The sequence below is a fragment of the Ruegeria sp. BB5 genome (assembly GCF_056539405.1).
The window spans coordinates 229,125-253,976 of sequence record NZ_JBQFUX010000004.1 but is presented as its reverse complement, the minus strand read 5'-3'; the positions used below and the strand labels follow the sequence as shown (position 1 = coordinate 253,976).

Annotated in this window: 30 protein-coding genes; 10 read left to right on the top strand and 20 right to left on the bottom strand. The window is 58.7% G+C overall.

Features of this window, described 5'->3' with window-relative positions; translation table 11 throughout:
- Nucleotides 1-5 precede the first annotated feature (5 nt).
- The 3 genes from fmt to def (ACR0DL_RS12580) are packed head-to-tail and all read right to left on the bottom strand — an operon-like array spanning nt 6 to nt 1,932.
- Complete coding sequence (fmt, locus tag ACR0DL_RS12590) at nt 6-920, bottom strand: methionyl-tRNA formyltransferase (RefSeq protein WP_480689471.1); 915 nt, start codon at nt 918-920, stop codon at nt 6-8.
- 2 nt (nt 921-922) lie between these two features.
- The gene (def, locus tag ACR0DL_RS12585) at nt 923-1,417 is read right to left on the bottom strand and encodes a peptide deformylase (RefSeq protein WP_170360011.1); all 495 of its coding nucleotides are present in this window, start codon (nt 1,415-1,417) and stop codon (nt 923-925) included.
- Complete coding sequence (def, locus tag ACR0DL_RS12580; RefSeq protein ID WP_170377497.1) at nt 1,414-1,932, bottom strand: peptide deformylase; 519 nt, start codon at nt 1,930-1,932, stop codon at nt 1,414-1,416. Before def (ACR0DL_RS12580) ends, def (ACR0DL_RS12585) begins: the two co-directional genes overlap by 4 nt.
- A gap of 94 nt (nt 1,933-2,026) precedes the next feature.
- On the opposite strand from def (ACR0DL_RS12580), the gene ACR0DL_RS12575 reads away from it, so the two are divergent.
- Nucleotides 2,027-3,199, top strand: coding sequence for a MalY/PatB family protein (locus ACR0DL_RS12575; RefSeq protein WP_480689468.1), 1,173 nt, complete (start codon nt 2,027-2,029; stop codon nt 3,197-3,199).
- Nucleotides 3,200-3,347: 148 nt separating this feature from the next.
- On the opposite strand, the gene ACR0DL_RS12570 is transcribed toward ACR0DL_RS12575, so the two are convergent.
- On the bottom strand, nt 3,348-3,701 hold the full coding sequence (locus ACR0DL_RS12570; protein ID WP_170350352.1) for a hypothetical protein: 354 nt from the start codon (nt 3,699-3,701) through the stop codon (nt 3,348-3,350).
- A gap of 213 nt (nt 3,702-3,914) precedes the next feature.
- Between ACR0DL_RS12570 and ACR0DL_RS12565 the strand changes: the two genes are divergently transcribed.
- Entirely contained in the window at nt 3,915-4,904 is a 990-nt protein-coding gene (locus tag ACR0DL_RS12565) for a glutathione S-transferase family protein (protein ID WP_170360004.1), read from the top strand.
- On the opposite strand, the gene ACR0DL_RS12560 is transcribed toward ACR0DL_RS12565, so the two are convergent.
- Nucleotides 4,886-5,248, bottom strand: coding sequence for a response regulator transcription factor (locus tag ACR0DL_RS12560; protein ID WP_480689466.1), 363 nt, complete (start codon nt 5,246-5,248; stop codon nt 4,886-4,888). The two genes, ACR0DL_RS12565 and ACR0DL_RS12560, sit on opposite strands and share 19 nt — an antisense overlap.
- Before the next feature lie 184 nt (nt 5,249-5,432).
- Between ACR0DL_RS12560 and ACR0DL_RS12555 the strand changes: the two genes are divergently transcribed.
- The 3 genes from ACR0DL_RS12555 to ACR0DL_RS12545 are packed head-to-tail and all read left to right on the top strand — an operon-like array spanning nt 5,433 to nt 8,490.
- On the top strand, nt 5,433-6,398 hold the full coding sequence (locus ACR0DL_RS12555; protein WP_480689464.1) for a threonine-phosphate decarboxylase: 966 nt from the start codon (nt 5,433-5,435) through the stop codon (nt 6,396-6,398).
- Nucleotides 6,395-7,315 (top strand): adenosylcobinamide-phosphate synthase CbiB, encoded by a 921-nt coding sequence (cbiB, locus tag ACR0DL_RS12550; protein WP_480689462.1) that lies wholly within the window; start codon nt 6,395-6,397, stop codon nt 7,313-7,315. Before ACR0DL_RS12555 ends, cbiB begins: the two co-directional genes overlap by 4 nt.
- A gap of 11 nt (nt 7,316-7,326) precedes the next feature.
- A complete protein-coding gene (locus ACR0DL_RS12545) occupies nt 7,327-8,490 on the top strand; it encodes a lytic murein transglycosylase (protein WP_170533395.1) in 1,164 nt (387 codons plus the stop codon).
- 39 nt (nt 8,491-8,529) lie between these two features.
- On the opposite strand, the gene ACR0DL_RS12540 is transcribed toward ACR0DL_RS12545, so the two are convergent.
- The 5 genes from ACR0DL_RS12540 to ACR0DL_RS12520 form a co-directional block, all read right to left on the bottom strand.
- Nucleotides 8,530-9,300, bottom strand: coding sequence for a class II glutamine amidotransferase (locus ACR0DL_RS12540; RefSeq protein WP_480689460.1), 771 nt, complete (start codon nt 9,298-9,300; stop codon nt 8,530-8,532).
- A gap of 130 nt (nt 9,301-9,430) precedes the next feature.
- Entirely contained in the window at nt 9,431-9,781 is a 351-nt protein-coding gene (locus tag ACR0DL_RS12535; RefSeq protein ID WP_170359995.1) for a hypothetical protein, read from the bottom strand.
- Nucleotides 9,782-9,835: 54 nt separating this feature from the next.
- Nucleotides 9,836-13,291 (bottom strand): chromosome segregation SMC family protein, encoded by a 3,456-nt coding sequence (locus ACR0DL_RS12530; RefSeq protein ID WP_480689458.1) that lies wholly within the window; start codon nt 13,289-13,291, stop codon nt 9,836-9,838.
- Nucleotides 13,292-13,431: 140 nt separating this feature from the next.
- On the bottom strand, nt 13,432-13,842 hold the full coding sequence (locus tag ACR0DL_RS12525; protein ID WP_226688913.1) for a hypothetical protein: 411 nt from the start codon (nt 13,840-13,842) through the stop codon (nt 13,432-13,434).
- A 45-nt stretch (nt 13,843-13,887) separates the two neighbouring features.
- Complete coding sequence (locus tag ACR0DL_RS12520; RefSeq protein ID WP_480689456.1) at nt 13,888-15,087, bottom strand: aminotransferase-like domain-containing protein; 1,200 nt, start codon at nt 15,085-15,087, stop codon at nt 13,888-13,890.
- Nucleotides 15,088-15,237: 150 nt separating this feature from the next.
- Here ACR0DL_RS12520 and ACR0DL_RS12515 point away from each other — a divergent pair, with 150 nt between their 5' ends.
- Nucleotides 15,238-16,008 carry a FadR/GntR family transcriptional regulator gene (locus ACR0DL_RS12515; protein WP_480689454.1) on the top strand — a complete coding sequence of 257 codons (771 nt, stop codon included), beginning with the start codon at nt 15,238-15,240 and terminating at the stop codon, nt 16,006-16,008.
- 261 nt (nt 16,009-16,269) lie between these two features.
- Nucleotides 16,270-16,875, top strand: coding sequence for a hypothetical protein (locus tag ACR0DL_RS12510; protein WP_480689452.1), 606 nt, complete (start codon nt 16,270-16,272; stop codon nt 16,873-16,875).
- Between the two features lie 69 nt (nt 16,876-16,944).
- Here the strand turns inward: ACR0DL_RS12510 and ACR0DL_RS12505 are convergent, their stop codons facing one another.
- The 5 genes from ACR0DL_RS12505 to ACR0DL_RS12485 form a co-directional block, all read right to left on the bottom strand.
- Nucleotides 16,945-17,505: a F0F1 ATP synthase subunit B gene (locus ACR0DL_RS12505; RefSeq protein ID WP_170350339.1), complete on the bottom strand. Its 561-nt coding sequence runs from the start codon at nt 17,503-17,505 to the stop codon at nt 16,945-16,947.
- Between the two features lie 5 nt (nt 17,506-17,510).
- The gene (locus ACR0DL_RS12500) at nt 17,511-18,062 is read right to left on the bottom strand and encodes a F0F1 ATP synthase subunit B' (RefSeq protein ID WP_170350338.1); all 552 of its coding nucleotides are present in this window, start codon (nt 18,060-18,062) and stop codon (nt 17,511-17,513) included.
- Between the two features lie 86 nt (nt 18,063-18,148).
- Nucleotides 18,149-18,373 carry a F0F1 ATP synthase subunit C gene (locus ACR0DL_RS12495; protein ID WP_005981269.1) on the bottom strand — a complete coding sequence of 75 codons (225 nt, stop codon included), beginning with the start codon at nt 18,371-18,373 and terminating at the stop codon, nt 18,149-18,151.
- 48 nt (nt 18,374-18,421) lie between these two features.
- The gene (locus tag ACR0DL_RS12490; protein WP_170350337.1) at nt 18,422-19,180 is read right to left on the bottom strand and encodes a F0F1 ATP synthase subunit A; all 759 of its coding nucleotides are present in this window, start codon (nt 19,178-19,180) and stop codon (nt 18,422-18,424) included.
- Nucleotides 19,181-19,182: 2 nt separating this feature from the next.
- Complete coding sequence (locus ACR0DL_RS12485) at nt 19,183-19,518, bottom strand: AtpZ/AtpI family protein (RefSeq protein ID WP_170398618.1); 336 nt, start codon at nt 19,516-19,518, stop codon at nt 19,183-19,185.
- Nucleotides 19,519-19,749: 231 nt separating this feature from the next.
- Here ACR0DL_RS12485 and ACR0DL_RS12480 point away from each other — a divergent pair, with 231 nt between their 5' ends.
- Entirely contained in the window at nt 19,750-20,085 is a 336-nt protein-coding gene (locus ACR0DL_RS12480; RefSeq protein WP_170350335.1) for an ArsR/SmtB family transcription factor, read from the top strand.
- Nucleotides 20,086-20,087: 2 nt separating this feature from the next.
- Here the strand turns inward: ACR0DL_RS12480 and ACR0DL_RS12475 are convergent, their stop codons facing one another.
- From ACR0DL_RS12475 to ACR0DL_RS12460, 4 genes are all read right to left on the bottom strand, one after another.
- Complete coding sequence (locus ACR0DL_RS12475; RefSeq protein WP_170359981.1) at nt 20,088-20,501, bottom strand: universal stress protein; 414 nt, start codon at nt 20,499-20,501, stop codon at nt 20,088-20,090.
- An 89-nt stretch (nt 20,502-20,590) separates the two neighbouring features.
- Nucleotides 20,591-20,872 carry a hypothetical protein gene (locus tag ACR0DL_RS12470; protein WP_480689450.1) on the bottom strand — a complete coding sequence of 94 codons (282 nt, stop codon included), beginning with the start codon at nt 20,870-20,872 and terminating at the stop codon, nt 20,591-20,593.
- A gap of 60 nt (nt 20,873-20,932) precedes the next feature.
- Nucleotides 20,933-21,847: a DMT family transporter gene (locus tag ACR0DL_RS12465; protein ID WP_368040142.1), complete on the bottom strand. Its 915-nt coding sequence runs from the start codon at nt 21,845-21,847 to the stop codon at nt 20,933-20,935.
- Nucleotides 21,844-22,722, bottom strand: a complete 879-nt coding sequence (locus ACR0DL_RS12460; protein WP_170359977.1) for a LysR family transcriptional regulator — start codon at nt 22,720-22,722, stop codon at nt 21,844-21,846. Before ACR0DL_RS12460 ends, ACR0DL_RS12465 begins: the two co-directional genes overlap by 4 nt.
- 117 nt (nt 22,723-22,839) lie before the next feature.
- On the opposite strand from ACR0DL_RS12460, the gene ACR0DL_RS12455 reads away from it, so the two are divergent.
- Both ACR0DL_RS12455 and ACR0DL_RS12450 read left to right on the top strand, forming a co-directional pair.
- Entirely contained in the window at nt 22,840-23,421 is a 582-nt protein-coding gene (locus ACR0DL_RS12455) for an FMN-dependent NADH-azoreductase (RefSeq protein ID WP_480689448.1), read from the top strand.
- A gap of 73 nt (nt 23,422-23,494) precedes the next feature.
- A complete protein-coding gene (locus ACR0DL_RS12450; RefSeq protein WP_480689446.1) occupies nt 23,495-24,235 on the top strand; it encodes an aspartate/glutamate racemase family protein in 741 nt (246 codons plus the stop codon).
- Here ACR0DL_RS12450 and ACR0DL_RS12445 read toward each other — a convergent pair whose 3' ends face one another.
- Nucleotides 24,236-24,766 carry a prolyl-tRNA synthetase associated domain-containing protein gene (locus ACR0DL_RS12445; protein ID WP_170350329.1) on the bottom strand — a complete coding sequence of 177 codons (531 nt, stop codon included), beginning with the start codon at nt 24,764-24,766 and terminating at the stop codon, nt 24,236-24,238.
- Nucleotides 24,767-24,852 lie beyond the last annotated feature (86 nt).

The window sequence follows — 24,852 nt, the reverse complement described above, 5'->3', positions numbered from 1 at the left end:
CTGTCTTACTCCGCGTTCAGGCGGGTTCCGGCCACGACCGACCAGCCCCGCAAAAAGGTTTCCGTATCCTGTGCCCCTTTTCCTGCTCGCTGCAAGCGCAACAGGTCAATCGCCCCATCACCGCAGGCCACGCGCAGCGCATCGTTCAGAACCTCTCCGGGCGCGCCCTGTCCCTCGGCCAATTTCGAGGCCAGCAGCTTGACCCGATCCCCTCCGATCAGAGTCCACGCACCGGGAAAGGGTGACAGGCCACGTATCTGGCAATCCACCTCGACCGCCGGGCGGGTCCAGTCGACCCGCGCCTCAGCCTTGTCGATCTTCGAGGCATAAGTCACGCCATCCTCGGGCTGAGGCTCGGGCGTCAGTTCGGGCAGACGGGCCAGAGCCTTTACGATCAGATCAGCCCCCATCGGTGCTAGACGATCATGCAGTTGCGCCGTGGTTTCCTGCGGCCCGATATCAGTGGCCTGCCGCAACAGGACGGGGCCGGTGTCCAAACCGGCCTCCATCTGCATGATACAGATGCCGGTTTCCGCATCGCCTGACATGATCGCCCGATGGATCGGAGCCGCCCCGCGCCAGCGTGGCAACAGGCTGGCGTGAATGTTCAGGCAGCCTTGCGCCGGGGCGTCCAAAATGGGTTGAGGCAACAACAGCCCGTAGGCCACCACTACGGCCACATCAGCGTTCAGTGCGGCAAAGGCATCCTGTTCCTCCGGCGATTTTAGTGAAACCGGATGGCGGACAGTCAGGTCCAACGCCTCGGCCCGGGCATGTACGGGCGTCGGGCGGTCTTTCTTGCCCCGCCCGGCCGGACGCGGAGGTTGGCTATAGACTGCGGCGATCTCATGCCCGGCCTCAACCAGCGCATCCAGAACTGGGACCGAAAAATCGGGCGTGCCCATGAAAATGACGCGCATTTCTACCCCTGTTTCTTGGCTTTGCGCAGCAGCATGTCGCGTTTGACCTTGCTGAGACGATCAAAATACATCCGACCGTTCAGATGATCGATTTGATGCTGCACGCTGGTGGCCTCGATCCCGACAAAGTCGCGGCGGTCGATCATACCCTGTTCGTTCAGAAACCGGACCGTCACCGCACGCGGGCGTTTCACCTTGGCCGAGACGCCGGGCAGATTCGGACTGGCCTCTTCGTGTTCTCGCAATTCGATAGAGCTGTGCAGAATTTCGGGATTTGCCAGACGTACTGCACGGCCCCGCTCGGTCGATCCGTCAACGACCGCCAAGCGCAGCATCACACCGATCTGCGGGGCGGCAAGGCCAACGCCAGGCATGGCCTCCATCGTGTCGATCATGTCATCCCAGATAGCACGAATTTCGTCGGTTACTTCAGACACATCCTCGGCCTTGGTCCGCAGACGTTTGTCCGGCCAGGGCAGGCAGGTGTGGACGGTCATGCGCGGGCCTGTTCGCGTTTGAGTTTCTGCATCTTACGAGTGATCATCTGACGTTTCAGCGGCTTGAGATAATCAATGAACAGCTTACCGTTCAGATGATCGATCTCGTGCTGCACACAGGTTGCCCAGAGCCCATCGAACGTCTCTTTCTGCAAGTTCCCGTCGCGATCCATCCACGTCACGTCCACCACTTTCGGGCGCGTCACCTCGGCGAACTGCTCAGGGATCGACAGGCACCCTTCTTCATAGACGTTAGTCTCGTCTGACGAAGCGATGACCTCAGGGTTGAACATGATCAGAGGGCGTGGCGTCTCGCCTTCTTCCTTGATGCAGTCCATCACGATCAGCCTGTCCAGCACGCCGATCTGCGGTGCGGCCAGCCCGATGCCGGGCGCATCATACATCGTCTCAAGCATGTCGTCGGCCAGTTTGCGCAGTTCGTCCGACAGGTCGGCCACCGGGGCACAGACCTTTTTCAGACGGGGGTCGGGATGGATCAAAATATTACGCTTCATGGGGTTGATTTAGGCCATCCCGCCCCCCGCCGCAACGCCCCCCTTGCACCTGCGGGAATTGTAGCTAGCTTTCCTGCGGACAGATGGAGCAGACATGACTTTCAACGACCTGATCGACCGCCGGGGCACCAACAGCTCAAAATGGGACAAGATGGAAAAGCTGTACGGTGTCTCGCCACAGGATGGGCTGGCCATGTGGACCGCCGATTCCGATTATGCCACCGCGCCTTGCGTAATCGAGGCTGTCCGGGATGCCGCCGATCACGGGGCCTTTGGCTATACCTGGGAACACCCGCAATATCTGGCCGCTGTACAGTGGTGGATGCAGAACCGTCACGATTGGGCGATTGACACCGATTGGGTGCTGACCTCGCAAGGGTTGGGCAATGCAATTGCCCTGTGCCTGGATGTCTGGACCCAGCCGGAGGATGGTGTTGTCATCTTTACCCCGGTCTATCACGAGTTTGCTCATAAGATTAACACCGCTGGGCGGCGCGTGGTGGAATGCCCGCTGGCGCGGCAAGGCGACAGCTATGGCATTGATCTTGAGGATGCACAGTCACGGCTGGACGGGTCTGAAAAACTGTTGATGTGGTGCTCACCGCAAAACCCGTCGGGTCGGGTCTGGAGCCTCGAGGAGCTGCGGGCCGTCGCCGCCTTTGCCGAGCGCAACGGGTTGATCCTTGTGTCGGATGAAATTCACCAGGATCTGGTCTATCCCGGTCATACCTTCGTGCCGATGGACAAGGCCGCGCCCGAGGCACGCCCCTGGACCGTGACGCTGACTGCGGCGTCAAAGACGTTCAACATCGCAGGGCAGCGGACCGGCAACATGATCATCCCCGATGACAAGCTGCGCGCCACTATGCGGCATCGGCTGAAAACGTTGGACTATGCGCCCAGCGCCTTAGGCGTGGCCATGATCACTGCGGCCTATTCACCGGAAGGCGCGGCCTGGGCGGATACGCAGGTGGCGCATCTGGACGGCAACCGCAAACTATTTGACGCCGCCATCGCCGAAATACCGGGTCTGTGGTCAATGCCCCTGCAGGCCACCTATCTGGCCTGGGTCGATTTCTCGGGCACCGGGATGGATCACGACGAGTTTGTTCGACGTCTGCGCGAGGACGCCCGGATTGCCACCTCCTCCGGCCCCGGATTCGGCGCTGGCGGAGAGACTTTCGAACGGTTCAATCTGGCCACCCAGCGCAGCCGCGTCGAGGAAGCCTGCGCGCGCCTGAAACGCGCGTTTGGCGACCTTCAATAGCGTCGCGCTAGATTGAGCTATTGATCCTGCTTGTCGTACTGGCTGCCGCGGCGTGGATTAGCTGGCACAGATTAGACCTGCGCACGCCCGCGCCGCATTGGTGCCGCAAGCAACCAAACCGATTACATCCTGTTCGAAAAATCCGTCCCTAGTCTTTGTGCCCTAGCAAAGCAATCGGCGCGTCGGGTGCGCGGTAGAAATCCAGCGGGGCCTTGTCGGCCGCGGCCGTACTACGCTTAAAATCATACCGCATCTCACCGGCCTCTTCATCATCGGCGATGATCAGGCATTGATACAAATGGCGCGCACCGTCGTAGATATCGACCAATCCACGCAATTGCGGTGTCGTAGCGGCCTCAACCGTAAAGCCATCTTTCCACAATCTGAGTATTTTGAACGTATTGTCGTCAACTTCGACACGAAGGCGGCTGGTTTTCTTCAACCCCGCGATTCGCGCTGCGTCCAATTCTGCGCTTATTTCCTTTGAAACATAGGTACTCATAACAACTATTCCCCCGGCAATGGATTCCATTGTGACGGCTCAACTGTAAAAATCCAGTGAAGGCCGTCACATAGCGCCATGCGCTGACGATCTGTTGCTGGGAAATCATCGCATGCCCTGTGCGCAGACGCAGAGCCAGTGCGCGACCCTTCACGTGTCAAGGCTGTGTTCAACACCCTATGTTTGTCGAAACGCACAAGCGGAGGATACGCAATGGGCCTGTTGGTCGACGGCAAATGGCACGACACATGGTATGACACCGAATCTACTGGCGGCGCCTTCAAACGCAGCGCCGCGCAGTTTCGCAATTGGCTGACCGCAGATGGCAGCGCAGGGCCGTCCGGCAAGGACGGTTTCAAGGCGGAACCGGATCGCTATCACCTCTATGTCAGCCACGCCTGCCCCTGGGCACACCGCACACTGATCTTTCGCGAACTAAAAGGGTTGAGCGATCTGATTTCCGTCTCGGTGGTGCATCCAGACATGCTGGACAAGGGATGGACCTTTGAAACTGACGACCACGGTGCAACCGGCGACACCCTTTATGGATTCGATTACGCCCATCAAATCTATACCAAAGCTGATCCAGCTTATTCGGGACGTGTCACTGTGCCGATCCTGTGGGACAAGCAACAACAGACCATCGTTTCGAACGAAAGTTCGGAAATCATCCGTATGTTCAATACGGCCTTTGACGGCATTACCGGCAACACCGATAACTACTGGCCCGAGGCGATGCGGGACGAGATCGAAGAGGTCAACGCCCGCATCTATTCCGACATCAACAATGGGGTCTACAAATCCGGTTTTGCCACCACGCAACAGGCCTATGACGCCGCCGTGCATCCCCTGTTCGACACACTGGACTGGCTTGAGGATCGCCTTGCCCGAAACCGGTATCTGATGGGCGATCAGGTGACTGAAGCAGATTGGCGGTTGTTCACCACCCTGATCCGGTTTGATCCGGTCTATCATCTGCATTTCAAATGCAACAAGCGGCGGTTGATCGACTATCCGAACCTGTGGGCCTACACACGCGAGCTATATCAATGGCCCGGTGTCGCACAGACGGTAAATATGAACCATATCGTGCGCCACTATCACTACAGCCACGAAACAATCAATCCGAGCCGGATCATCCCAGTGAACCCATCCTTGGATTATCTGCAGCCCCACGGGCGCGGTCAGCGACCCGCCGCGTAATGTTCGACCATCGCCGCCAGATCCTCTGGCGGCGTTGCGCTTTGCACATAGGCGCAGGCATTCGGGCTGTGGGCAAAGATCGAACCGTCCGAGAAAAAGGTGGTGTTTGTGACAAAGATCACCCGTGCCTCGGGGCGGCGATAGCTGGCAAAATCGGCCACGGCCAGTGCGCTGCCGGTTTCAAGCACCAGATCCAGCACGATGATATCGAACTCCTGACCATACAGCGCCAGAATCGCTGCCTCCTGCCCGGCCACCAGCGTCACTTTGGTGCCGTGCCGTTCAAGATGCCTTTTCCAGACCCGACCAAGGTCGGGGTTACTCTCAACAATCAAAACATTCATTTGCGACAACCTCGGCCCAAAAAAGAGTGAATGGTGCCGACCCCCCGTGAATTGTGATCACGCTTATTCCTTAACAAAGCGTTAACGACGTTGCCGCAAGGCCCGGAACTTGCGGATTCGCTTGTGTAAACGGCAAAAATCCGCTTGAAACGGGCCGAAACAGGCGATTCCAGCGAGAAACCCCATGGCAAGCCCTACTGAGAATTTGAACCCGCGCGCCGCACGCGACCATGGCGGAGGGCTGGACGGGGCCATCGCATCTTATGGCGGCACGCGTACCGATTGGGTGGACCTGTCCACCGGGATAAATCCTCACCCCTATCAGGTGTCTGGACTGATCCCCTCAGATTGGGCTGAGTTGCCGGATCATGGTGCCTTCGAACGCCTGACTGAGGCCGCCCGCCAGTTCTGGGCAGTGCCCGAGGGGGCCGCAATCCTGCCCGCGCCCGGCGCATCGGCGGTGATCTCCCGCATTCCGGCGCTGGCCGCCCGTGGTCGGGTTCAGATCACAACGCCCACTTACAACGAACATGCCGCCGCCTTCGCCGCGCAAGGCTGGACCGTTCAACCCGACGGCCCAACCGACGCCCGTGTCATCGTGCATCCCAACAACCCCGATGGCCGGATTTGGTCCGAGGCGGATGCAAATGCCCCGCTGACCGTGATCGACGAGAGCTTTTGCGATGTCAGCCCCGGTGTTTCACTGATCCATCTGGCCGCGCGCCCCGGTGTGATCGTGCTGAAAAGCTTTGGCAAGTTCTGGGGGCTTGCCGGGCTGCGGCTGGGGTTTGCCATCGGTCATCCTGACCTGATCGCCCGGCTGAACGACCTGACGGGGCCTTGGTCCGTGTCTGGCCCTGCCCTGCGGATCGGAGAGCAGGCTTTGCGGGACGTTGACTGGGCCAGTTCCACCCGTCAGCACCTGACCGCCGAGTCTGACCGGCTGGATCGATTACTGATCAACAAAGGAGCCACCCTGGTCGGGGGCACTTCGCTGTTTCGCCTCTACACCGTCGACAACGCAACCCAATGGCAGGACCGTCTGGCCCGCGCCCATATCTGGAGCCGCGTCTTCCCCTATTCCCAGACCTACTTGCGGGTTGGCCTGCCCCCAGCGGATGGATGGAGCAGGTTAGAGGCCGCACTGTGAGCATCACTTTCATGCTGGTCTGCGCCATGTGTCTGGACGCGGCATTGGGTGAGCCGAACTGGCTCTGGTCGCGCGTTCGCCACCCGGCAGTCGTGATGGGCAACATCGTCGGGTGGTTGGACAAGCACCTGAACCACGGCGCGCAGCGGCGGATGAAAGGCGTCGCAGTAGTGATATTGCTGGTCGTTGGCGCATTGATCCTTGGGCGTTTGCTGGCACTGCTAGGACCAGTCGCTGAGATCATACTCTGTGCCATCCTGCTGGCGCAGAAATCGCTGGTGTCGCATGTGCGCGATGTGGGCGAAGGGCTACGCGTCTCCTTGGCCGAGGGCCGTGCCAAGGTGGCGATGATCGTGTCCCGCGACACTCGCGACATGACTGAGGCACAGGTTGCCCGCTCTGCGATCGAAAGCGCGGCTGAGAACCTCAGCGACGGGGTCATCGCACCTGCTTTCTGGTTCCTGCTCGCCGGGTTGCCGGGGTTGCTGATTTACAAGGCTATCAACACCGCCGACAGTATGATCGGCTACCGCACCGAAAAATACCGCGACTTTGGCTGGGCCGCCGCCCGACTGGACGACATGCTGAATCTGATCCCCGCGCGCCTGACCTGCCTGATGATCGTAGCACTGTCCGGCCAATGGGCACGCGGGCCTGACGTGGTGGCGGATGCGCGCCGCCATATCTCTCCCAATGCAGGATGGCCCGAGGCCGCCATGGCGCGCGCCCTGAACGTGGCCCTTGCGGGCCCGCGCAGCTATGACGGCAAGGTCCGCGATCTAGCCTGGGTGAACGGCGATGCTCCGCGCGAAATCGGCGCGTCAGAGGTTTTCCGCGCATCTAACATGCTGTGGACCGTTTGGGGGCTTGCGCTTGGCCTTCTATCGGTGTGGGTTGGGGTCAGTTTTATTCTCTGACGGACCTGCCCATGCGCATTCTCTCTGGCCTTGTTGCCGCCGTTTTGCTCGCCTCGCCCGCCCTTGCCCAATGCGGTGGCGGATTCAATTCCTTCGTCAAAGGGCTGAAGGCTGAGGCCATACAGCAAGGGTTCGACAAATCCACCGTCAATGCGTTTTTCAACGGCGTGCAGCAGGACGGCGCCGTCCTGAAAGCCGATCGCGCGCAGGGTGTGTTTCAGAAACCGTTCATCGACTTCTCACGCCATTTGATCTCGCAAAACCGGATCGACCGGGGTCAGGCCATGTCACGCAAATATGATGCGGTGTTTGATCGGATTGAGCAGGAATACGGCGTCTCACGCGGGGTTCTTTTGGCCTTTTGGGCGTTCGAGACCGACTATGGCGCGTTTCAGGGCGACTTCAACACCCGCAACGCGCTGGTGACACTGGCCCATGATTGCCGCCGCCCAGAATTGTTCCGACCACAGATCTTTGCGGCCATCGAGCTGTACCAACAGGGCAATTTCGAACCGAATCGCACCACCGGTGCCTGGGCTGGTGAGATTGGAATGGTGCAAATGCTGCCTCGCGACATTCTAGAAAACGGTGTCGACGGGGACGGAGATGGCACGGTCTCGTTGAAAACGTCCGCGCCGGACGCGCTGATGTCGGGCGCCAAGATGCTTTCGCACCTGGGCTGGCAGCCGGGGCAGCCGTGGCTGCAAGAGGTGACGGTGCCCGCGCAAATGGACTGGTCGCTGTCCGGCCCGGGCAAACCGCGCCCAGTGTCCGACTGGCAGGCCATGGGTGTGCAGGCCCGCAACGGATCTTTGGCTAACTTGCCCGCATCGCTGATATTGCCGCAGGGCCACAACGGCCCGGCCTTTTTAGCCTATCCGAATTTCGACGTCTATTTCGAATGGAATCAGAGCTTTGTCTACGTTCTAACCGCCGCTTATTTCGGCACACGGCTGGAAGGTGGTCAAATCTATGATGCCGGTAATGCTTCACAGGGGCTTTCAGGCGCACAAATGAAACAGCTGCAAAGCAAGCTACAGGCGCGCGGATATGATGTAGGCAAAATCGACGGAATTCTGGGCGCGGGTACACGGGCTGCTGTTCAGGCTGAACAAGCGCGGCTCGGATTACCGGCGGATGCCTGGCCGACGGCCGAATTACTTGGACGTTTGTGAAACGTTGTTGGATTACGCGCTTTTTGCCGCAAAAAGTGCTCAGCCAGGTTCGAACGCGTGTGAAATGATCTCTGATCCTTCCGTTTCGATTGCAGTGTTCGGCTGAATTTCGACCCAGCCGTCGCTGTCACCATCCAATGGTTCTGATGAGATGATAATACCATCTTTGCAGCGACGGTAATGCAGGCTCGGCGCGTACCGATCCGAAGCATAACGCGCTGCAAATAAACGTTCTCCATCTGACCAGCAGGCCGCGAACCTAAGATAAGGTAACACACCGCATCGTCTTGACGCCGCCTCCACTCGCGCGACCGCTCGGGACATTGCTGCTACCGGGTCATCGTCTAGCCCCTCGCCTTGCGCGATCAGAAAGATCGCTTCGCTTTCTGTTGCGCCAAATCTATACCCATACAGATGTGCTGGGATCATCGCGTCCAGTTCCTGCCGGATCAGATCATGCCCTCCGGCTTGGCCATTGTGCATAAAGCTCCATGCACCGACCCCAAAAGGATGACAGTTGTTCCGAGACGTGGCTGTCCCGGTCGAGGCCCGAACGTGGGCCAGGAAAAGGCGCGATCTGGTATGATGGGTCAATTGCTTAAGGTTTGCGTCCGACCAGGCTGGGTGTGTATCTTTATAAAAACATGGCGTCTCACGATCAGAATACCACGCAAGCCCAAATCCATCAGCATTTACGGGCGTCTTCCCGATCAGCGCGTTGCGGCTCTGAATGACAAGAGATTGCTCTTGATCCAGAACCAATTCATCAAGATACCGCTGCTCGCCGACCCAAGCCAGAAACCGACACATCTGTTCGCCTATTCAAAAATTTCAGATGTGGCTGGTATATCAACTCATTGTGTAGTTTTTTTCCCAAATTTCTAACTTTTTTGGAATTTCTTCTATCACATGACAACCAGAGTTCACATTTGGCAATCAATTACTCCGGTCGCACCGGATAACGATCGCCCTTTTGATCAATCAGGATCAGTCGTTCGCCGCTGCGCACATACAAATCGCAGCGGTCGAACCCGTTTCTGTACTGGATGCAGACGCTGCCATCCTCGGCGATCGAATAGGTGCCAAAGGCGGATTCACCGCTGGCATAAGTGTAAGAGTAGGCTCCGCCGACTGAGAAACTGGACTGCCCATCATCATAAAAGGTCAGTGTGCGCCCGGCCAGCGCCTCCAGTTCTGTTGGCGTCAGGGGAACATCTCCGGGTTTGGTTGGCCATTCCGCCGCCCATACCGGGCTTGCGATCAGCAGGCTAAGGATCAAAAAACGGATCATACCAACACCCTACCCCGAGTGGTGATGAAAAGGACATAACGTTGCAGTGATGCGTCAAGCGACCATCTGCTCGGCCTTTTTCAGATCGACCGAGACCAGTTGACTGACGCCCTGTTCCTGCATGGTCACGCCGAACAAACGATCCATCCGCGCCATCGTCACCGCGTGGTGGGTGATTATCAGGAAACGTGTATCAGTCTGGCGGCACATCTCATCCAGCAGGTCGCAGAACCGGGTGACGTTAGCATCGTCAAGCGGCGCGTCGACCTCATCCAGCACGCAGATCGGGGCCGGATTGGCGAGGAAGACGCCAAAAATCAAGGCTGTCGCCGTCAGGGTCTGTTCGCCACCCGACAACAGGCTGAGCGTCGACAATTTCTTGCCCGGCGGCTGGCACATGATCTCAAGCCCGGCATCCAGCGGATCGTCGCTTTCGACCATAACCAAATTGGCCTCGCCACCGCCGAAGAGGTGCTTGAACAGCATCGCAAAGTTTGAGTTCACCTGTTCAAACGCGGTCAACAGACGTTCGCGGCCTTCGCGGTTGAGGCTGGCGATACCAGAGCGCAGGGCTTTGATTGCCTCTTCCAAATCCGCCTTTTCGCTGTTCAGTGTGTCAAACTCTTCCTGAACTTCTTTGGCATCTTCTTCAGCGCGCAGGTTCACCGCACCCATCGCATCGCGCTGGCGCTTGTGACGGTTCACTTCGGCCTCAAGCGCGTCGGCGGCAGGCATCTGATCGGGGTTCACGTCCAACTGATTCAGCAACTGGTTCGGGGTCAGCTGCTGATCTTCAGCAATCCGTTCCGCCGTTGCAGTCACGCTTTCCTTGGCGGCATCACAACGTGCTTCTGCCGCCGCGCGGGATTCGCGTGCTTCCGAAGCCTGACGTTCCGCATCGCGTTCGGCCAGCACCACTTCGCGCTGCTGGGTTTCGGCTTCGGCCAACTTATCGGCGGCCTCGGCGCGACGGGCCTCGGCGGTTTCAATCAGCTCGTTCAGCTCCTCGCGGGCTTCGGCGATCTCGCTGGGCGCAGCCATCGCTTCGGACAGCTCTTCTTCCGAACTTTCCTTGCGTTCGGCCAGTTCTGATATCCGTTTTTCCGCCGTTTCCAGACGATGCTTCCAACCGCTGAGGTCTTTTGTGACCTCTTGCGAGCGTCGCGTGCGGGCCTCGCCCTCGCGGCGCAATTCATCATGGGACGAGCGATGGGTCAGCATAGTGATCCGCGCAGCCTCGACCGTCTGTTTGATATCTTCGACCTGCGCGCGGGCGGTGTCGAGATCGCCCAGACCGGTCAACGCCCCCTCGGCCTCGCGCAGCTGCGCGCGGGCGGACATGGCGTCCTCTTTGTGGCGATCCACGGCCAGCGACAGGGTCTCAAGCTTGCCTTGCGCCAGATTGCGGTCAGCTTCGGCGCGGCTGAGCGCGCGAGCGGTTTCGGCCATACGCTGATCGGCGGCGCGACGGGCATCCCTCGCGCGGCGGTCCGCTTCGGTGACATCGGCCAGTTGTTGCGACAGCGCCTCATGCGCAGCGCGGGCACCGTCGGCCTGTGCCTCAGTGCGGGTCAGCTCCTGTTTCAGCGCTTCCAGCTTATTGAGCTGCTCCAGCCGCAGGGCAGCGGCACTTGGTGCATCCTCAGCCCAGGCGCGGAACCCGTCCCACCGCCACAAATCGCCGGACCGGGACACCAGACGCTGCCCCGGCTTCAGCGAAGCCTGCAAACGCGCACCCTGATCCGCATCAACCAGACCAATCTGCGCGATCCGACGGCTCAGGCGATCCGGGCCAGACACATGCAGCGCCAGCGGTTCAACCCCATCCGGCAATGGCTGATCAGAATCATAGCCCGCTACCTGCACCCAACCCGATGGACCGTCGCCTTCGACCAGTGGGGCACGCAGATCATCGGCCAGTGCAGCTCCGAGTGCCTTTTCGTAACCGGGTTCGACGCGTAGCAGGTCAAGAACCTGACCGCCTTCGGCTGTGTCGCGTTCCACCAGCTTTGCCAGCGCTGAGGTTTCGGCACGGATCGCGCCCAGTTCGCCCTCGGCCTCAGACCGTTGTGCGCGGGCCTCAGCCTCACGCGCTTGCGTATCATTGCGCAGCTCATCCGCTGCGGCCAGCGCTTCCTCGGCGGCCTCAGCCGCCTCGCGGGCTTCTTCCTCGCCCTCTTGCGCAGTCTCAAACGCGTCGCTTGCGTTGGTCAAAGCTTCGCGCGCCTCATCCACGGCGCTGAGGGCTTTTTCCTCTTCGGCCTCGGATCGAGTCAACGTCTTACGGCTGTCTTCAACCAGACGCTGCGCCGATTGGTGGCGGGCGACCAAGCGCGCCATATCCTCGGTTTCCTGCGACAGATGATCTTCGCGGTCCTGCAACACTGACGCCGCCTCACGCGCGATTTCGGCAGCCTCGGCCACCTTATCCTCGTGCCCTTCGGCGGCCTTGGCCAATTCGCGCGCTTCCCATTCCAGACGTTCGATCATCTGGCCGGCATCGCGATTCAGGCCGGTTTCGCGTTCTATATCGTTGCCCAATTGCTGAATACGGTTGGTCAGCGTCTCAATGGTCTGGCGGGCGCGAGTTTCCTGATCCGACAGGGCATCACGTTGTACCTGCTGGCGTTGCAGGACGGCGGCGGCGATGGCTTCTTCTTCGCGCAGAGGTGGCAGGGTCTCTTCGATTTCGGCACGTTTGGTGGCGGCCGCGCGGGCTTCGGCCTCGGCCCGCGACGCCTCGGTGATCCTTTCGCGCAGCTTTTCTTCGGCCTGCTGGCGGGCCATGTCTGCCTCTTTCCAGCGACGATAGAGCAACATGCCTTCGGCCTGGCGCAGTTGCTCGCCAATCTCGCGATAGCGCGCGGCCTGACGGGCCTGGCGCGCCAGTTGCGCAAGCTGACCGCCCAGTTGTTCAAGCACATCGTCGACGCGGGTCAGATTGGATTCAGTGCCCTTCAACTTCAATTCGGCTTCGTGCCGACGTTGATAAAGACCCGAGATACCTGCGGCCTCTTCCAAAATGCGGCGGCGGGCGCGGGGTTTGGCGTTGATAAGTTCGGCTATGCGGTTCTGCCCAACAAGCGCAGGTGAATGCGCACCTGTCGAAGCATCGGCGAACAGCATCTGAACATCTCTCGCCCGCACGTCCTTGCCATTGGTCTTATAGGCGCTGCCCACGTCGCGGGTGATGCGACGCACGATCTCAAGCTGATCCGCGTCGTTGAACCCTGACGGTGCCAGCCGTTCCGAGTTGTCCATGGTCAGGACAACTTCGGCAAAGTTACGGGCTGGGCGCGTCGCGGCGCCTGCAAAAATCACATCCTCCATCGCGCCGCCACGCATGGATTTGGGGCGGTTTTCCCCCATCACCCAACGCAGAGCTTCCAGAAGGTTGGACTTGCCACAGCCATTCGGGCCCACCACACCGGTCAACCCATCCGCAATGATCAGATCGGTCGGATCAACAAAGCTTTTGAAGCCGGTAAGTTTGAGTTTGCTAAAGCGCAAAGGCAATGAGTCCTGTGATTCCTATGTGAAGGAAGTCTGCGCAACGGATGGGGGCTGAGTCAACGAAGTTGCGCAGGATATGGGATATCACCCCGACTTATCCACAATATCTTGCCGAAATGCGCAGGAATACGCGTATCTCAGTACGGCGTACACTCGAACACCTGAAAGCCGTACTCCTTCCCGATATCCTCATAAACACCATAATCGACGCATTCGTAATTCGGTGTCGAGATGGCGGTCAGCAACAGACGTTCCCCCGCCTCGTGGTCACAGCCCAGCACACCAACGGTCACCGCGGCGTCGCCCAGTACATCCAGGATTGGACAGCCCGAAACCTGCGCCATGGCCAGCCCCGCCCGATCTTTGATCGGCCCCAGACGCGGGGCGTATTGGGTGTTGATCCGCACGGCCTCGGCCAGATCCCCGCGCACGCGTACGTCAAAGACACTGCCGTTCACGGCGATGCGGGTTGCAGGGATATCCCGGAAATAAGGGGTGCCGACCGAACAGGCGGCCAGCACCGATAGGAGGAACAGATACCGGATCATACCGCCACCATTGCCGCAATATGGTTAACAGAACCTTTCCTGCATTTAGGTTCGCAGGACGTCGCCCAACCGGCGGATACCCTCGCGGATTGTTGCCTCATCCGAATTCGAAAAGCTCAGACGGATAGTATTGGCCCCGGATTCGTCCGGAAAGAACGCCTGGCCAGGAACAAAAGCCACCTTCACCGTCTCAAGCGCCTTGGCCAGCAGGTCAGCCCCGCTGAGGCCCTTGGGCAAGGTCACCCAAATGAACATGCCGCCCTCGGGCTTGATCCAGTCCACCCCACCGGGCATATGTTCGCGCAATGCGCTGAGCATCGCATCGCGTCGTGCGCCGTAAACGCGGCGCAACATGGGGATGTGCGTATCAAAGCAGGCACGCGCCACTTCGTTGATAGCCATTTGGTTGATCGTCGCGGAATGCAAGTCAGCTGCCTGTTTCATCAACACCAGCTGCGAAATTACAGGCTTAGCCGCCACGACCCATCCCACCCGAAGGCCCGGAGACAGGGTTTTCGAGAAGCTGCCACAATAAATCGTCCTGCAGTTTTCGATCGACCCTTTGCGCGCCAATTCCAACGCCAGAACTGGCGGGATTGCTTCCCCATCATAGCGCAGGGCCTGATAGGCGCCGTCTTCGATCACAGCGCAGTTCAATTCGTCCGCCAGATCGAGCAGGGTTTCGCGGCCGCGCAGGTCTACGGATTCTCCGGTCGGATTGGCAAAGTCGGGCGAAATATAGGCAAATTTAACCGCCCCCTCACCCGCCCCAGCAGCATATTCAGCTGCCCTGCGATTGCCGTTGATGCCAAGCCGATCAAAGCGCGGTTCATAGGCATTGAACGCGGCCAGTGCCCCCAGATAGGTGGGCCATCCGACCAGTGCTGTATCACCCGGCGACAGGTACAACTTGCCCAAGTAGTCTAGTGCCTGCTGCGAACCCGACGTGATCAGGATGTTATCAAGCCCGCAGTCGATCCCGATCTGGCGCATGTGATCGACTAGCCATTCCCGCAGCGGGACATAGCCCTCGCTGACGGAATATTGCAGCGCCTGATCTTTTAGTTCAGTGCCCAGTGCGTTCTGGAACGCAGCGGCAAAACCCTCTGCCGGAAACAACGCCGGATCTGGAATTCCTCCCGCGAAGGAAATAATGCCCGGCTGGTCCAACAGCTTGAGCAATTCGCGTATCTCGGACGCCTTCATCCGCTTTGTTCGCGTGGCAAACAGGTCTTTGGTCGACATTGGTCTCCTCCCCTACCTTGCAGGGCAGACTAAGCGTGAATTATTTAATGTCAATCATTCTGACCTAATATTCCGAACCAACATTCACCTGTTCTTGAACCGGTCAATATTACGTGGTCATATGATTTGACCAATTTCGGAAAAGCCGACATGCCCTTTCAAAAAGTCCAGACTGAAAAGCTGTCCATCGCAGTGGTGAAACAGATCGAATTGCTGATCCTGCGTGGCATCCTGCGCCCAGGCGAGCGGCTTCCGGCGGAACGCGAGTTGGCAGAGCGGCTGGGCGTATCGCGCCCCTCGTTGCGCGAAGCGATCTCGGAATTGCAGGATCAGGGGTTGCTGACCGCCAAGGCCGGGTCCGGTATCTATGTGGCCGAGGTTCTGGGCTCTGCCTTTTCCCCGGCGCTGGTTCGGCTGTTCAGCAGCCACGAAGAAGCGGTGTTCGACTATCTGTCTTTCCGCCGCGATCTAGAAGGGTTGGCGGCCGAGCGTGCCGCACGGCTGGGATCAGACAGCGATTTGAAAGTGGTTCAGGCGATTTTCGACAAGATGCAGGCTGCGCATGCGCGCAACGCCCCTCAGGACGAGGCACATTTGGATGCGCAATTCCACATGGCCATCATCGAGGCCAGCCACAACGTAGTTATGCTGCATATGATGCGGTCGATGTACGACCTGCTGCAACAGGGCGTTTTCTACAATCGTCAGATGATGTTTCAGCAGCGCACAACGCGTGGTGCCATTCTGGACCAGCACCGCGCGATCAACACAGCCCTGCAGGCACGCGACCCCGATGCAGCCCGCGATGCAGTCCAGCAGCATCTGAACTATGTCCAGAGCTGTATGGAAGATCACCAGAAAGCCCTGCGAAACGAAGCCATCGCACAGCAACGGCTGCAGCATGAGACCGGTCAAACCTGAAGAGGCGCGCGAGGTATCAGTGCAGCGCACAACTGTCGCGACTCAAATCCGAACACAATAAGTTCATAATTTATTACGCAATTTCTGCTGGTTATCTGCTGGATATTGACCCGCAGCTAAACCAATTAAACAGGCAAGTCGCGAACCTTAACCGTCGCTGAAACCCTGGTGTCTGACATGATCCTTTTCAAACCCGGGCAACGCCCAAAAACGAACCCCTGCTTGATCGTTGCCAGCAACGGTCGATCCGGTAGCACGCTCATGTTTGATGCTTTGTGGAAGGCGCAAAAGCGGCGGCGTGTGTGGCCCAAGCCCAAGGCGGCCTTTGAAATGGAGCTGGCACAGGCCGAATTGCATCAGGGAAACCTTGTCAAAACACATGATTTTCCCGGCGTGCTGAGAGGTCGTGACAACGTCAAGGTCTTGTTCTGCTATGGCCCGACAAAAGACTCGGCGCTTTCGGTCTATTCCGTGCTTGGTCGCTATGGTCGCGACTGGATCCGCCAGCATTTCGCACATCTTCACGCCAAAGGAACTTTTGAGGATCTGTTCAAATATGACGTTCTCAACCAAGCAGAGCAGATGAGGCAATGGGCCACGTTCGAAAACGTGCCTGTCCTGTGCCTGAGCTATGATGCCATCTGGCGCAGACAGAGCGAAGTTGCCGATTTTCTGGAGTTGAACTTTACCCTGCCCGAAAGAATAGAACGCGCAAAGAAATCCATACCCGATGAGATTCTAGATCAAGCGTCGGCGGTTTACGATCCCATCGACGCCGTACTGAGCGAACTACCGGAACTGTTTGTCGCCTCAGCCAAATATGCGGACATTCTGAACCGGCTGCCAAGTCAACGCTCAGCGGCTTGATCTTCGCATCGTAAGAAAGAAAAAACCCGGCTCTGAGGCCGGGTTTTTCAATTTCATCATGTGAAGATCTTAGTGCAGCTTTTCGCCCACATCGGCAATTGCAGCGTCGATCAGCTTGTTCGCCTGCGTCGCCGTCATCTGCTTGGCCAGAACCGCATTTGCCGCCGAAACAGCAACAGTAATCGCCTGATCACGCACCTCTTTAACTGCCGAAGCCTCGGCCGATGCGATCTGATCCTGTGCAGCGGCCAGACGGCGCGCAATGGATTTTTCCAGATCGGCCTTGGCCTGTTCGGCCGCCAGCGCGGCGTCGTCTTTTGCAGCCGCCACAATCGCGTCTGCCTGCGTTTGAACTTCGCGTTGCTTGCGCTCGTACGAGGCCAGCAGGGTGCGGGCTTCTTCGTGCAGGGCACGGGCTTCATCCAACTCGGACTTGATGCCTTCGGCGCGGTTGTCCAGCGCGCCACCGATCATACCCGGCACCTTGAAATAGAACAGGACCGCGATGAAGACGATAAAGCCCAACAGGACCACAAAGTCGGTGTTGCCAAGCGAGAAGAACGGGCCGCTTGCGGCCAGCGCGGGGCTGGCAGCGCCAAAGGTCAGGATAAGGGCAAGAGTGTTCCGCATGTCGCTTATCCTTTCATCTGCGCGTCAACAGCACCGTCAATGGCTTTGGCATCCGCCTCACCGCCCAGTGCAGTAACCAGTTCAGCCGCCGTGTCCTTGGCAACCACTTGAATGCTTTCCAGCGCACCTGCACGGATATCGGCGATCGCCTTTTCCGATTCAGCCGCCTTTGCAGCGATTTCCGCGTCCGCCTTGGCGATCGCGTCATCCAGGCCAGCCTGAATTTCGGCGCGTGCTTCGGCAGCGATACGTTGCGCCTCAGAACGGGCATCGGCCAACGCTTTGTTATAGGCTTCTTCGGCCTCGACCGCTTTGGCCTTCAGATCTTCGGCCGCAGCCAGGTCATTTGTAATGGTCCCCTGACGTTCAGCCAGGATTGCCGCGATGCGCGGCAAGGCCACGCGGGACAGGACCAGAAAGATGACGACCAGCGTGATGACCAGCCAGAAAATCTGGTTGGGGAACCAATCAAAGCAGAGCTGCGGCATCCCGATGGCCGAGCCATGGGAGTCTACGCATTTGCCAACTACTTCTTCGGCAATAGGTTCAGTCGCCATGTTGTCCTCCGTCGGAACGTTGTCTTTACAACAGGCGGGCCGCTATGGCTTGGGCCCACCTGCGCGTAAGGATCAGGTTCCGCAGATTATACGGCGAACATCAGCAGCAGCGAGACCAGGAATGCGAAGATCCCCAGGGCTTCTGCGAATGCGATACCGATGAACAGGGTTGCGGTCTGCGAAGCAGCCGCCGAAGGGTTGCGCAGGGCGCCGGCCAGGAAGTTGCCTGCAACGTTGCCCACCCCGATTGCGGCTGCGCCGGAACCGATTGCTGCCAGGCCTGCGCCGATGTGTGCGAGATCGCCTTCCATGATGTTTCTCCTTACGAATTGGAAGTTTCGATGTTGGGGTATCAGACCTTAGTGCGACGGATGCAGCGCATCTTTCAGATAGACACAGGTCAGAATGGTGAAAACGTAGGCCTGGATAAAGGACACAAGGACCTCGAGGCCATACATTGCGGTGATCGCCAGAACAGACACGGGCGAGATCACGGCGATCGCGGCAAAGCCTGCGAACACCTTGATAACCGCGTGGCCCGCCATGACGTTACCGGCAAGACGAATGGAGTGGCTGACAGGGCGTACGAAGTACGAAATCAGCTCGATGATCGCCAGAACCGGACGCAGGGCCAGCGGTGCGCTGGAGACCCAGAACAGACCCAGAAACGCGGCACCGTTCTTGACGAAACCCAGAACAGTCACGGTCAGGAACACGGCCAACGCCAGCGGGATGGTCACGGCGAAATGCGATGTGGTGGTAAAGGACGTCGGGATCATGCCCAGGAAGTTTGCGCAGACGATGAACATGAACAGGGTCATGACATAGGGGAAGTACTTAACGCCTTCCTTGCCGCAGATGTCTTCCAACATCTTGTAGATGAAACCATAGGCCAGTTCAGCCACCGACTGCATCCGGGTCGGAACAATCGCGCGTTTCGAAGTGCTGAGAACCAGCAGAGCAAAGATCGCGGCAATCGCCAGGAACATCCACAGGGTCACGTTGGTGGGCGTGTACCATGCAATTGCACCGTCACCGAAAAGCGGTTTGACGATGAACTGATCCATCGGGTGGAAAACCAGGCTGCTGCCTTCTGCTGCGGTGGTCTCAGTCGCCACGTTCAGTCCCTTTCGTCTCGGTCGGCCTGATCGTTGGCCGCCATCTGTTTCTCTTGAACCTCTTTGGCGCTGCGGAGCATTACTTTTACTCCGGCGACGAGGCCCAGCAATGTGAACAGCACCAGAAAGATCGGGATCGTCCCGAGCAGGCTGTCCAGCCCGTATCCGATGCCAAATCCGATCCCCAGACCGGATACCATTTCGATGACCATCCTCCAGGCAAGCTCGCCCCCGGACACGTCAGCATCTGCACGAGGCTTTGGCTGCTTCGCCTTTTTCGCCGCCTCGATCTTCGCCTCCAGCTGCGCCATACGCTGCTTTTGGTCATCATCGGTCACGGGCGTTTCCCTCGCACAGTCTTGGGTAGGGTGCTAAGGGGCAAGGCGCACAGAGTCAACGGCGTTGAGCAACCGAATTGCCGCAGCTTAAATTATTGATTTTAAGTATTTTTCACCCAACTTCAGCCAAGGCAAAACCTGCGCAAGCGCAGCGGCTTCAACCAAAACCCCTGAATCCGCATATTCAACCAAATGGTTGACCAAACTCGAAGGCTGTGGTTGAGCGAAGGCATGTCCAATGATCTCGACACCGTATTCGCAGCTCTCGCCGACCCCACGCGCCGCGCCATTCTGGCGATGCTGCTTGAGGATGATATGGCGGTGACCGATGTGGCTGAACCGTTCGAGATGTCATTGGCCGCAATCTCTAAACATCTGGTGATCCTGACCAAGGCCGGGCTGATCAGTCAGGAGAAACGTGGGCGGGTGAAGTGGTGCAAGCTGGAACCTGACGCTTTGCGCACGGCGTCGGTCTGGATGCAAGGCTTTGGACAGTTCGAGCCCGTCAATCTGGACGCGTTCGAACGGTTTCTGGAAATTGAACTGCCTGCGGCTGACGATCCCTAGATTTAGCGCACGACGAAAACCGAAACCTTGGCGTGATTGGCCAGGTATCCTGCATGGCTTGAAAAGATATAATCCGTGATCCGCGGGGCGTGAGTTCCTACAACAATCAGGTCAGCACCAATTTCCTCGGCGGCGCGCATCAGGTCACCATCAACTTCAGCTGCAACATCGACCGAGTGAATATTGCGGTATGCGACTTCTGTCCCGCCGCTCTTGGCCAGTTCATCGGCGAAACCCTGCAATTCTTCGTTGACTGCTGCGTCCGTCTGAACCGGGTCACCGGGTTGAGTTCCGGTCACACTGACTACGGTTATCTTCGCATCCTGCCACTTGGCAACTTCAGCAGCGACATCGGCGGCTTTGCGAACCTCGGGGGGAAGATGCAAGTCAACCGGGAACATAATGTGAGTATACATGACGAATTCCTCCTTGGTCCCAAGCATAAGGTTATTCGCATGTATCGACATTGATCTGCCTCAACGGGCGTGCTGAACCCTGACGGCCACTAACCTTCTTGGCTGTATTGCACACCCGTGATGACACCGAACGGATCAGACATGCACAACCATGGTGCCTGCGCCCCTGCGACCGACAAGGTTGTCACCGATCCTGTCGGCTCGGACCGGGTGGAAATGGCGTTCACGTCCTTGGGGCCGACCCCCGTTTCGGCGGAAACGAGCGCTTCACAACTGCCCTGCAAATCCGTTTCTGAAACCGCATTGCCCGAGGACGTTGGCGTACAGGCCGACAGCCCCACCACCGTGATCAGATAAAGTGCTGGTCTCATTGGTTATTGCCCCTGTTTGCCTGCAACCAACGCTCGCACAATCTGACGGGAATACAAGCGTCATTCGGGCACGGGCTTGGATGATGCGCGCGGCTGGCCCTCGGCCTTTAACAAGAGTACAAGCGCCACGACGGTGAGAATTGCACCCACAAACACCAGTAAGCCTGGGGGCTTCTGACCCAATGCAACCTCCCACAGGATCACCCAGCTGGGCGTCAGATAGGTGTAAGCCATCACTTTGGCCGAAGGCAGCCGCAGGGTTGCGAATTGCACCAGAACAAAGCTGGCCGCCGTTGCAAAGATCGAGACATAGAGCAGCCCGACCCAAACAATCAGCGGCAGGTTGGCCCAGTTGGTCGCACGGATCTCGGCCCAACCATACAACGTCAGCAACACGCAGCCCGCGACCAGAGTACCAAAGGTGAACACCACCGCCGGCTCGCCTCGGTTCAGCTTGCGCACCATGGGCGTGTAGATCGCATGCGCCAAACAGCCCCAGAAATAGATGATCTCACCGCCACCGATCTCAAACGCCATAAAGGCCCGCCAGTCGGCCCGGAATATGACCCAAAGCGCGCCCACTGCCCCAACTGACAGGGCAAAAGCCATTCTTGGCGTGGTGACCTGCCGCAGCAACACCCACCCTGCAACCGCTGACATCACCGGCGTCAGCGTGAACACTGCCGCTGCGCTGACCGGGGGCGCGGTCTTCAATCCATGGAACATCAGCACGAAATAGCTGGCGAACAATCCGCCCAAGACCAGATAACGCCAGGGTGCCTGCGCCGCGCTTCGGGACAAGCCGGTCGTCAGAAGCGCCGCAACGCCGATCACAACCGATGCGATCAGAAATCGAGCTGCCGTGATCGCTTCGGGCGCGATCTGGTTGGCGATCAGTGACCCCAGCGAAAAACTGCCCGCCACCAGAGCCGAAAAAACCAGCATGGCCAGATGGCCCTGGGCCTGAGGGCTCACGCCGACCAACCTTTGGATTGCTCTTTCAAATAGGTCAGGAAACTCTGAACCTTGGTGGTGCGGTGCAGGTCCACATGGGTCACAAGCCACAGATTCCCGAACCATTCGGGCAGCGGCTCTATGACCTCGATCAGACTGGGGTCGCGGCCCGCCTCCCAACGAGCCATGAAGCCGATCCCAGCCCCGGACATAACCGCCTCGCGGTTGCAGAAATTATTGGTACAGCGAAATATGATGTTTTCGGCCGGTACGGTCTTGCGCAACCAGCGCGAAAACGGAGCGCGGCTGTTTTCATCGTCGGCACCAACGAAGAAATGGTTTCTAAGGTCCTCGACACTCTTGGGCTGACCGTGACGCTCCACATATGCTGTACTGGCATAAAGCCCGACTTCCTGATCGATAAACGGCTGCACCACATTGTCCGGTTGATCAGGGGCCGAACCCGCCCGGATCGCCACATGCGCTTCGCCATATTCCAGACGGAACAGGCGATCCCCTGTCAGGTAACGCACGATCAGGCCCGGGTGCAGGCGTTGGAATTCACTAAGTACCGGAACCACCAAAGGCGCCAGTGAGGACAGAGACGTTACAACCAACTCCCCCGAGACATCGTCCCCCCGCCCCTTCATTCGCCCGACCAGTTGGTTGAACTGATCCTCGGTCGCTTGTGCCACACGCAACAGATCATCCCCGGCTTCGGTCGGCGTGTAACCACGCGCATGGCGCTGGAACAGTTTGACACCCAGCCGTGCCTCGATCGCGTCGATATGGCGGATCACGGTGGCATGATGCACGCCCAAAACCTCGGCCGCGCCGCTGACGGTCCCCATACGGGCAACCTGATAAGCGGTTCTTACTTCGTCCCAATTGTCCACGGCATTACCTCAGATGTGCAAATTCCAACAGTCAGTGTTGATATATCCGAGTTTTGTTCATTCTCGCAATATCCATATTGGCCGCAGACGAAAATCCTATCAGAAGGACCAAGTGAAATGACCAAGACCATCCTGCATATCGACGCCTCGGCCCGCCGTGAAGGTTCAGCTACCCGCGATCTGTCCAACCGCATCGTCAACCATCTGGGTGCTGCACGCATTATCCGCCGCGATCTGGCCTCCCCCCTGCCCCTGCTGACCGAGGACTGGATCAGCGCCAACTTCACCCCCGGCGATCAGCGCAACGACGCGCAGCGCGAACATCTGGCGCTATCGGATTCACTGGTAGGCGAGCTGCAACAGGCCGACACCATCGTCATCGGTTTACCGATCTATAACTTTTCGGTACCTGCCGCATTCAAAGCTTGGATTGATCTGGTTGCCCGCGTCGGCCTGACATTCTCGTATACTGAGAACGGCCCAGTGGGACTGCTGACAGACAAACGCGTGGTTCTGGCCATCGCCTCGGGCGGCACTGCCGTTGGGTCCGAGATCGATTTTGCTACCAACTATGTGCGTCACGTTCTGGGCTTTATTGGCATCACCAATGTCGACGTGGTCGCCGCCGACAAAATGGCGCTGGACGCCGAGGCCGCGCTGAACAACGCCCACAAGGCGGTAACTAAGCTGGCGGCCTGATCGCCTCTGGTTTTTATACGCCGAAACGTCCAGTCTGCCTCCCGAACGGGAATTGGCAGGCTGGGCGTTAGTTATGAAAAAGATCGGAATTCTGGGCGGAGTGGGCTGGGCCTCGACCGTGGATTATTACCGGGCGATTGCCCAGGGCGCGGGCCGGTATTTTGCTGACCTCGGTCACGGCTCGCCACTACCCATCCCGCCCATGACCATTGAATCCGTCACACAGGCCAAAACCCGCGCCCTGCGCGGTGTGGCAGGGGATGAGGCCAGCTGGGCCGAATTCGACGCCGTCTTCCGCGAGGCCCTTTTGACGTTGGAACGCGCAGGCTGCGATTTCGGCATCATCGCCTCGAACACGCCACACGCAAGGCTGCACGCGATCCGGCAAGGTGTGGCGATGCCAATTCTGAGCATTTTTGACGCAACCGCCGAAGCCACTGCCTCTGCCGGAGCATCAAGCGCTCTGGTTCTGGGGACGGCGGTGACCATGCAGGCGACTGACTATGCCGATCGGCTGGCCAAAGAGGGCATCACGGCCAACGACCGCCTGCCGGAACCCGAGATTGCCGAGATGCAGGCCATGATCGACAGCGAATTCTACGGCGGCGCGTCGGACACGGCCCGCACACGACTACTGACCTTTTGCAACAAACATGCCTCCCCCGGCACCGCCGTCCTCCTGGCCTGCACCGAGTTACCCCTGGCCTTTCCTGATCATCTGGACGATCCCGTTTTCAAGTCCGACGGACACCTATTCATTAACCCGTCCGCAGCGCATGTCGAGGCGGCTTTGAAAGAAGCGCTGGAGGGTTGATCAGGGCAACCAGGTCACTTCACAGCCGATCCGGTCAAAGAACGCCATCAGATCGGCGCGCGTCATTACTACGGTACGGTCGTTCACCAGCGGGTGCATGTTGATCACGTCTGAATTCTGCGCCGCACTATCCATAAAGAACCGCACTTCGTTCTGAACCCCATTGATCATCGCCAGTGGGCTGACCGCGCCGGGCCGGATACCGAGGTTCTGCATCAGTCGATCCGCCGAACCGAAGGACAGATTCCCGACACCCAACTCCGCACCCAGGGCTTTAAGGTCAATCTCGCGGCTCTGTTCCAGCGTCACCAGATAGTTCCGCTTTTTCTTGTCACGCAGGTACAGGTTTTTGAGCCGCAGCGTATTTTCTCCGGGCACCAGAAACTGATCCTCAACCCCTTTCGCATCCTCGACCGTGCGCAACGGGATATGGCTGTGCAACCGATAGGCCAGCCCCCAATCGCCCAACTGCGTCAGCAGCGCGTCAGAGCTGAGCGGCAATGTATCTTGAAAGGCAGATGATGCGTCCATGGGAACCTCCTATGTAACGCGCTCTTCGCGCAACATGGAACAAGATTCAAGGCACGACAGACCCGCGACACAGTGCTAGCGTGCCG

What these genes read in the sequence shown, in the direction of transcription:
- def (WP_170377497.1), bottom strand. Translation starts at nt 1,932, where the DNA reads ATGAAGCGTAATATTTTGATCCATCCCGACCCCCGTCTGAAAAAGGTC.
- ACR0DL_RS12540 (WP_480689460.1), bottom strand. Translation starts at nt 9,300, where the DNA reads ATGTGTCGGTTTCTGGCTTGGGTCGGCGAGCAGCGGTATCTTGATGAA.
- ACR0DL_RS12500 (WP_170350338.1), bottom strand. Translation starts at nt 18,062, where the DNA reads ATGGCGACTGAACCTATTGCCGAAGAAGTAGTTGGCAAATGCGTAGAC.
- ACR0DL_RS12565 (WP_170360004.1), top strand. Translation starts at nt 3,915, where the DNA reads ATGGGCCTGTTGGTCGACGGCAAATGGCACGACACATGGTATGACACC.
- ACR0DL_RS12510 (WP_480689452.1), top strand. Translation starts at nt 16,270, where the DNA reads ATGTTTGATGCTTTGTGGAAGGCGCAAAAGCGGCGGCGTGTGTGGCCC.
- ACR0DL_RS12480 (WP_170350335.1), top strand. Translation starts at nt 19,750, where the DNA reads ATGTCCAATGATCTCGACACCGTATTCGCAGCTCTCGCCGACCCCACG.
- ACR0DL_RS12470 (WP_480689450.1), bottom strand. Translation starts at nt 20,872, where the DNA reads ATGAGACCAGCACTTTATCTGATCACGGTGGTGGGGCTGTCGGCCTGT.
- ACR0DL_RS12525 (WP_226688913.1), bottom strand. Translation starts at nt 13,842, where the DNA reads ATGATCCGGTATCTGTTCCTCCTATCGGTGCTGGCCGCCTGTTCGGTC.
- ACR0DL_RS12560 (WP_480689466.1), bottom strand. Translation starts at nt 5,248, where the DNA reads ATGAATGTTTTGATTGTTGAGAGTAACCCCGACCTTGGTCGGGTCTGG.
- ACR0DL_RS12450 (WP_480689446.1), top strand. Translation starts at nt 23,495, where the DNA reads ATGAAAAAGATCGGAATTCTGGGCGGAGTGGGCTGGGCCTCGACCGTG.
- ACR0DL_RS12555 (WP_480689464.1), top strand. Translation starts at nt 5,433, where the DNA reads ATGGCAAGCCCTACTGAGAATTTGAACCCGCGCGCCGCACGCGACCAT.
- fmt (WP_480689471.1), bottom strand. Translation starts at nt 920, where the DNA reads ATGCGCGTCATTTTCATGGGCACGCCCGATTTTTCGGTCCCAGTTCTG.
- ACR0DL_RS12545 (WP_170533395.1), top strand. Translation starts at nt 7,327, where the DNA reads ATGCGCATTCTCTCTGGCCTTGTTGCCGCCGTTTTGCTCGCCTCGCCC.
- ACR0DL_RS12520 (WP_480689456.1), bottom strand. Translation starts at nt 15,087, where the DNA reads ATGTCGACCAAAGACCTGTTTGCCACGCGAACAAAGCGGATGAAGGCG.
- ACR0DL_RS12475 (WP_170359981.1), bottom strand. Translation starts at nt 20,501, where the DNA reads ATGTATACTCACATTATGTTCCCGGTTGACTTGCATCTTCCCCCCGAG.
- ACR0DL_RS12455 (WP_480689448.1), top strand. Translation starts at nt 22,840, where the DNA reads ATGACCAAGACCATCCTGCATATCGACGCCTCGGCCCGCCGTGAAGGT.
- ACR0DL_RS12535 (WP_170359995.1), bottom strand. Translation starts at nt 9,781, where the DNA reads ATGATCCGTTTTTTGATCCTTAGCCTGCTGATCGCAAGCCCGGTATGG.
- ACR0DL_RS12570 (WP_170350352.1), bottom strand. Translation starts at nt 3,701, where the DNA reads ATGAGTACCTATGTTTCAAAGGAAATAAGCGCAGAATTGGACGCAGCG.
- ACR0DL_RS12515 (WP_480689454.1), top strand. Translation starts at nt 15,238, where the DNA reads ATGCCCTTTCAAAAAGTCCAGACTGAAAAGCTGTCCATCGCAGTGGTG.
- ACR0DL_RS12575 (WP_480689468.1), top strand. Translation starts at nt 2,027, where the DNA reads ATGACTTTCAACGACCTGATCGACCGCCGGGGCACCAACAGCTCAAAA.
- ACR0DL_RS12445 (WP_170350329.1), bottom strand. Translation starts at nt 24,766, where the DNA reads ATGGACGCATCATCTGCCTTTCAAGATACATTGCCGCTCAGCTCTGAC.
- def (WP_170360011.1), bottom strand. Translation starts at nt 1,417, where the DNA reads ATGACCGTCCACACCTGCCTGCCCTGGCCGGACAAACGTCTGCGGACC.
- ACR0DL_RS12505 (WP_170350339.1), bottom strand. Translation starts at nt 17,505, where the DNA reads ATGCGGAACACTCTTGCCCTTATCCTGACCTTTGGCGCTGCCAGCCCC.
- ACR0DL_RS12495 (WP_005981269.1), bottom strand. Translation starts at nt 18,373, where the DNA reads ATGGAAGGCGATCTCGCACACATCGGCGCAGGCCTGGCAGCAATCGGT.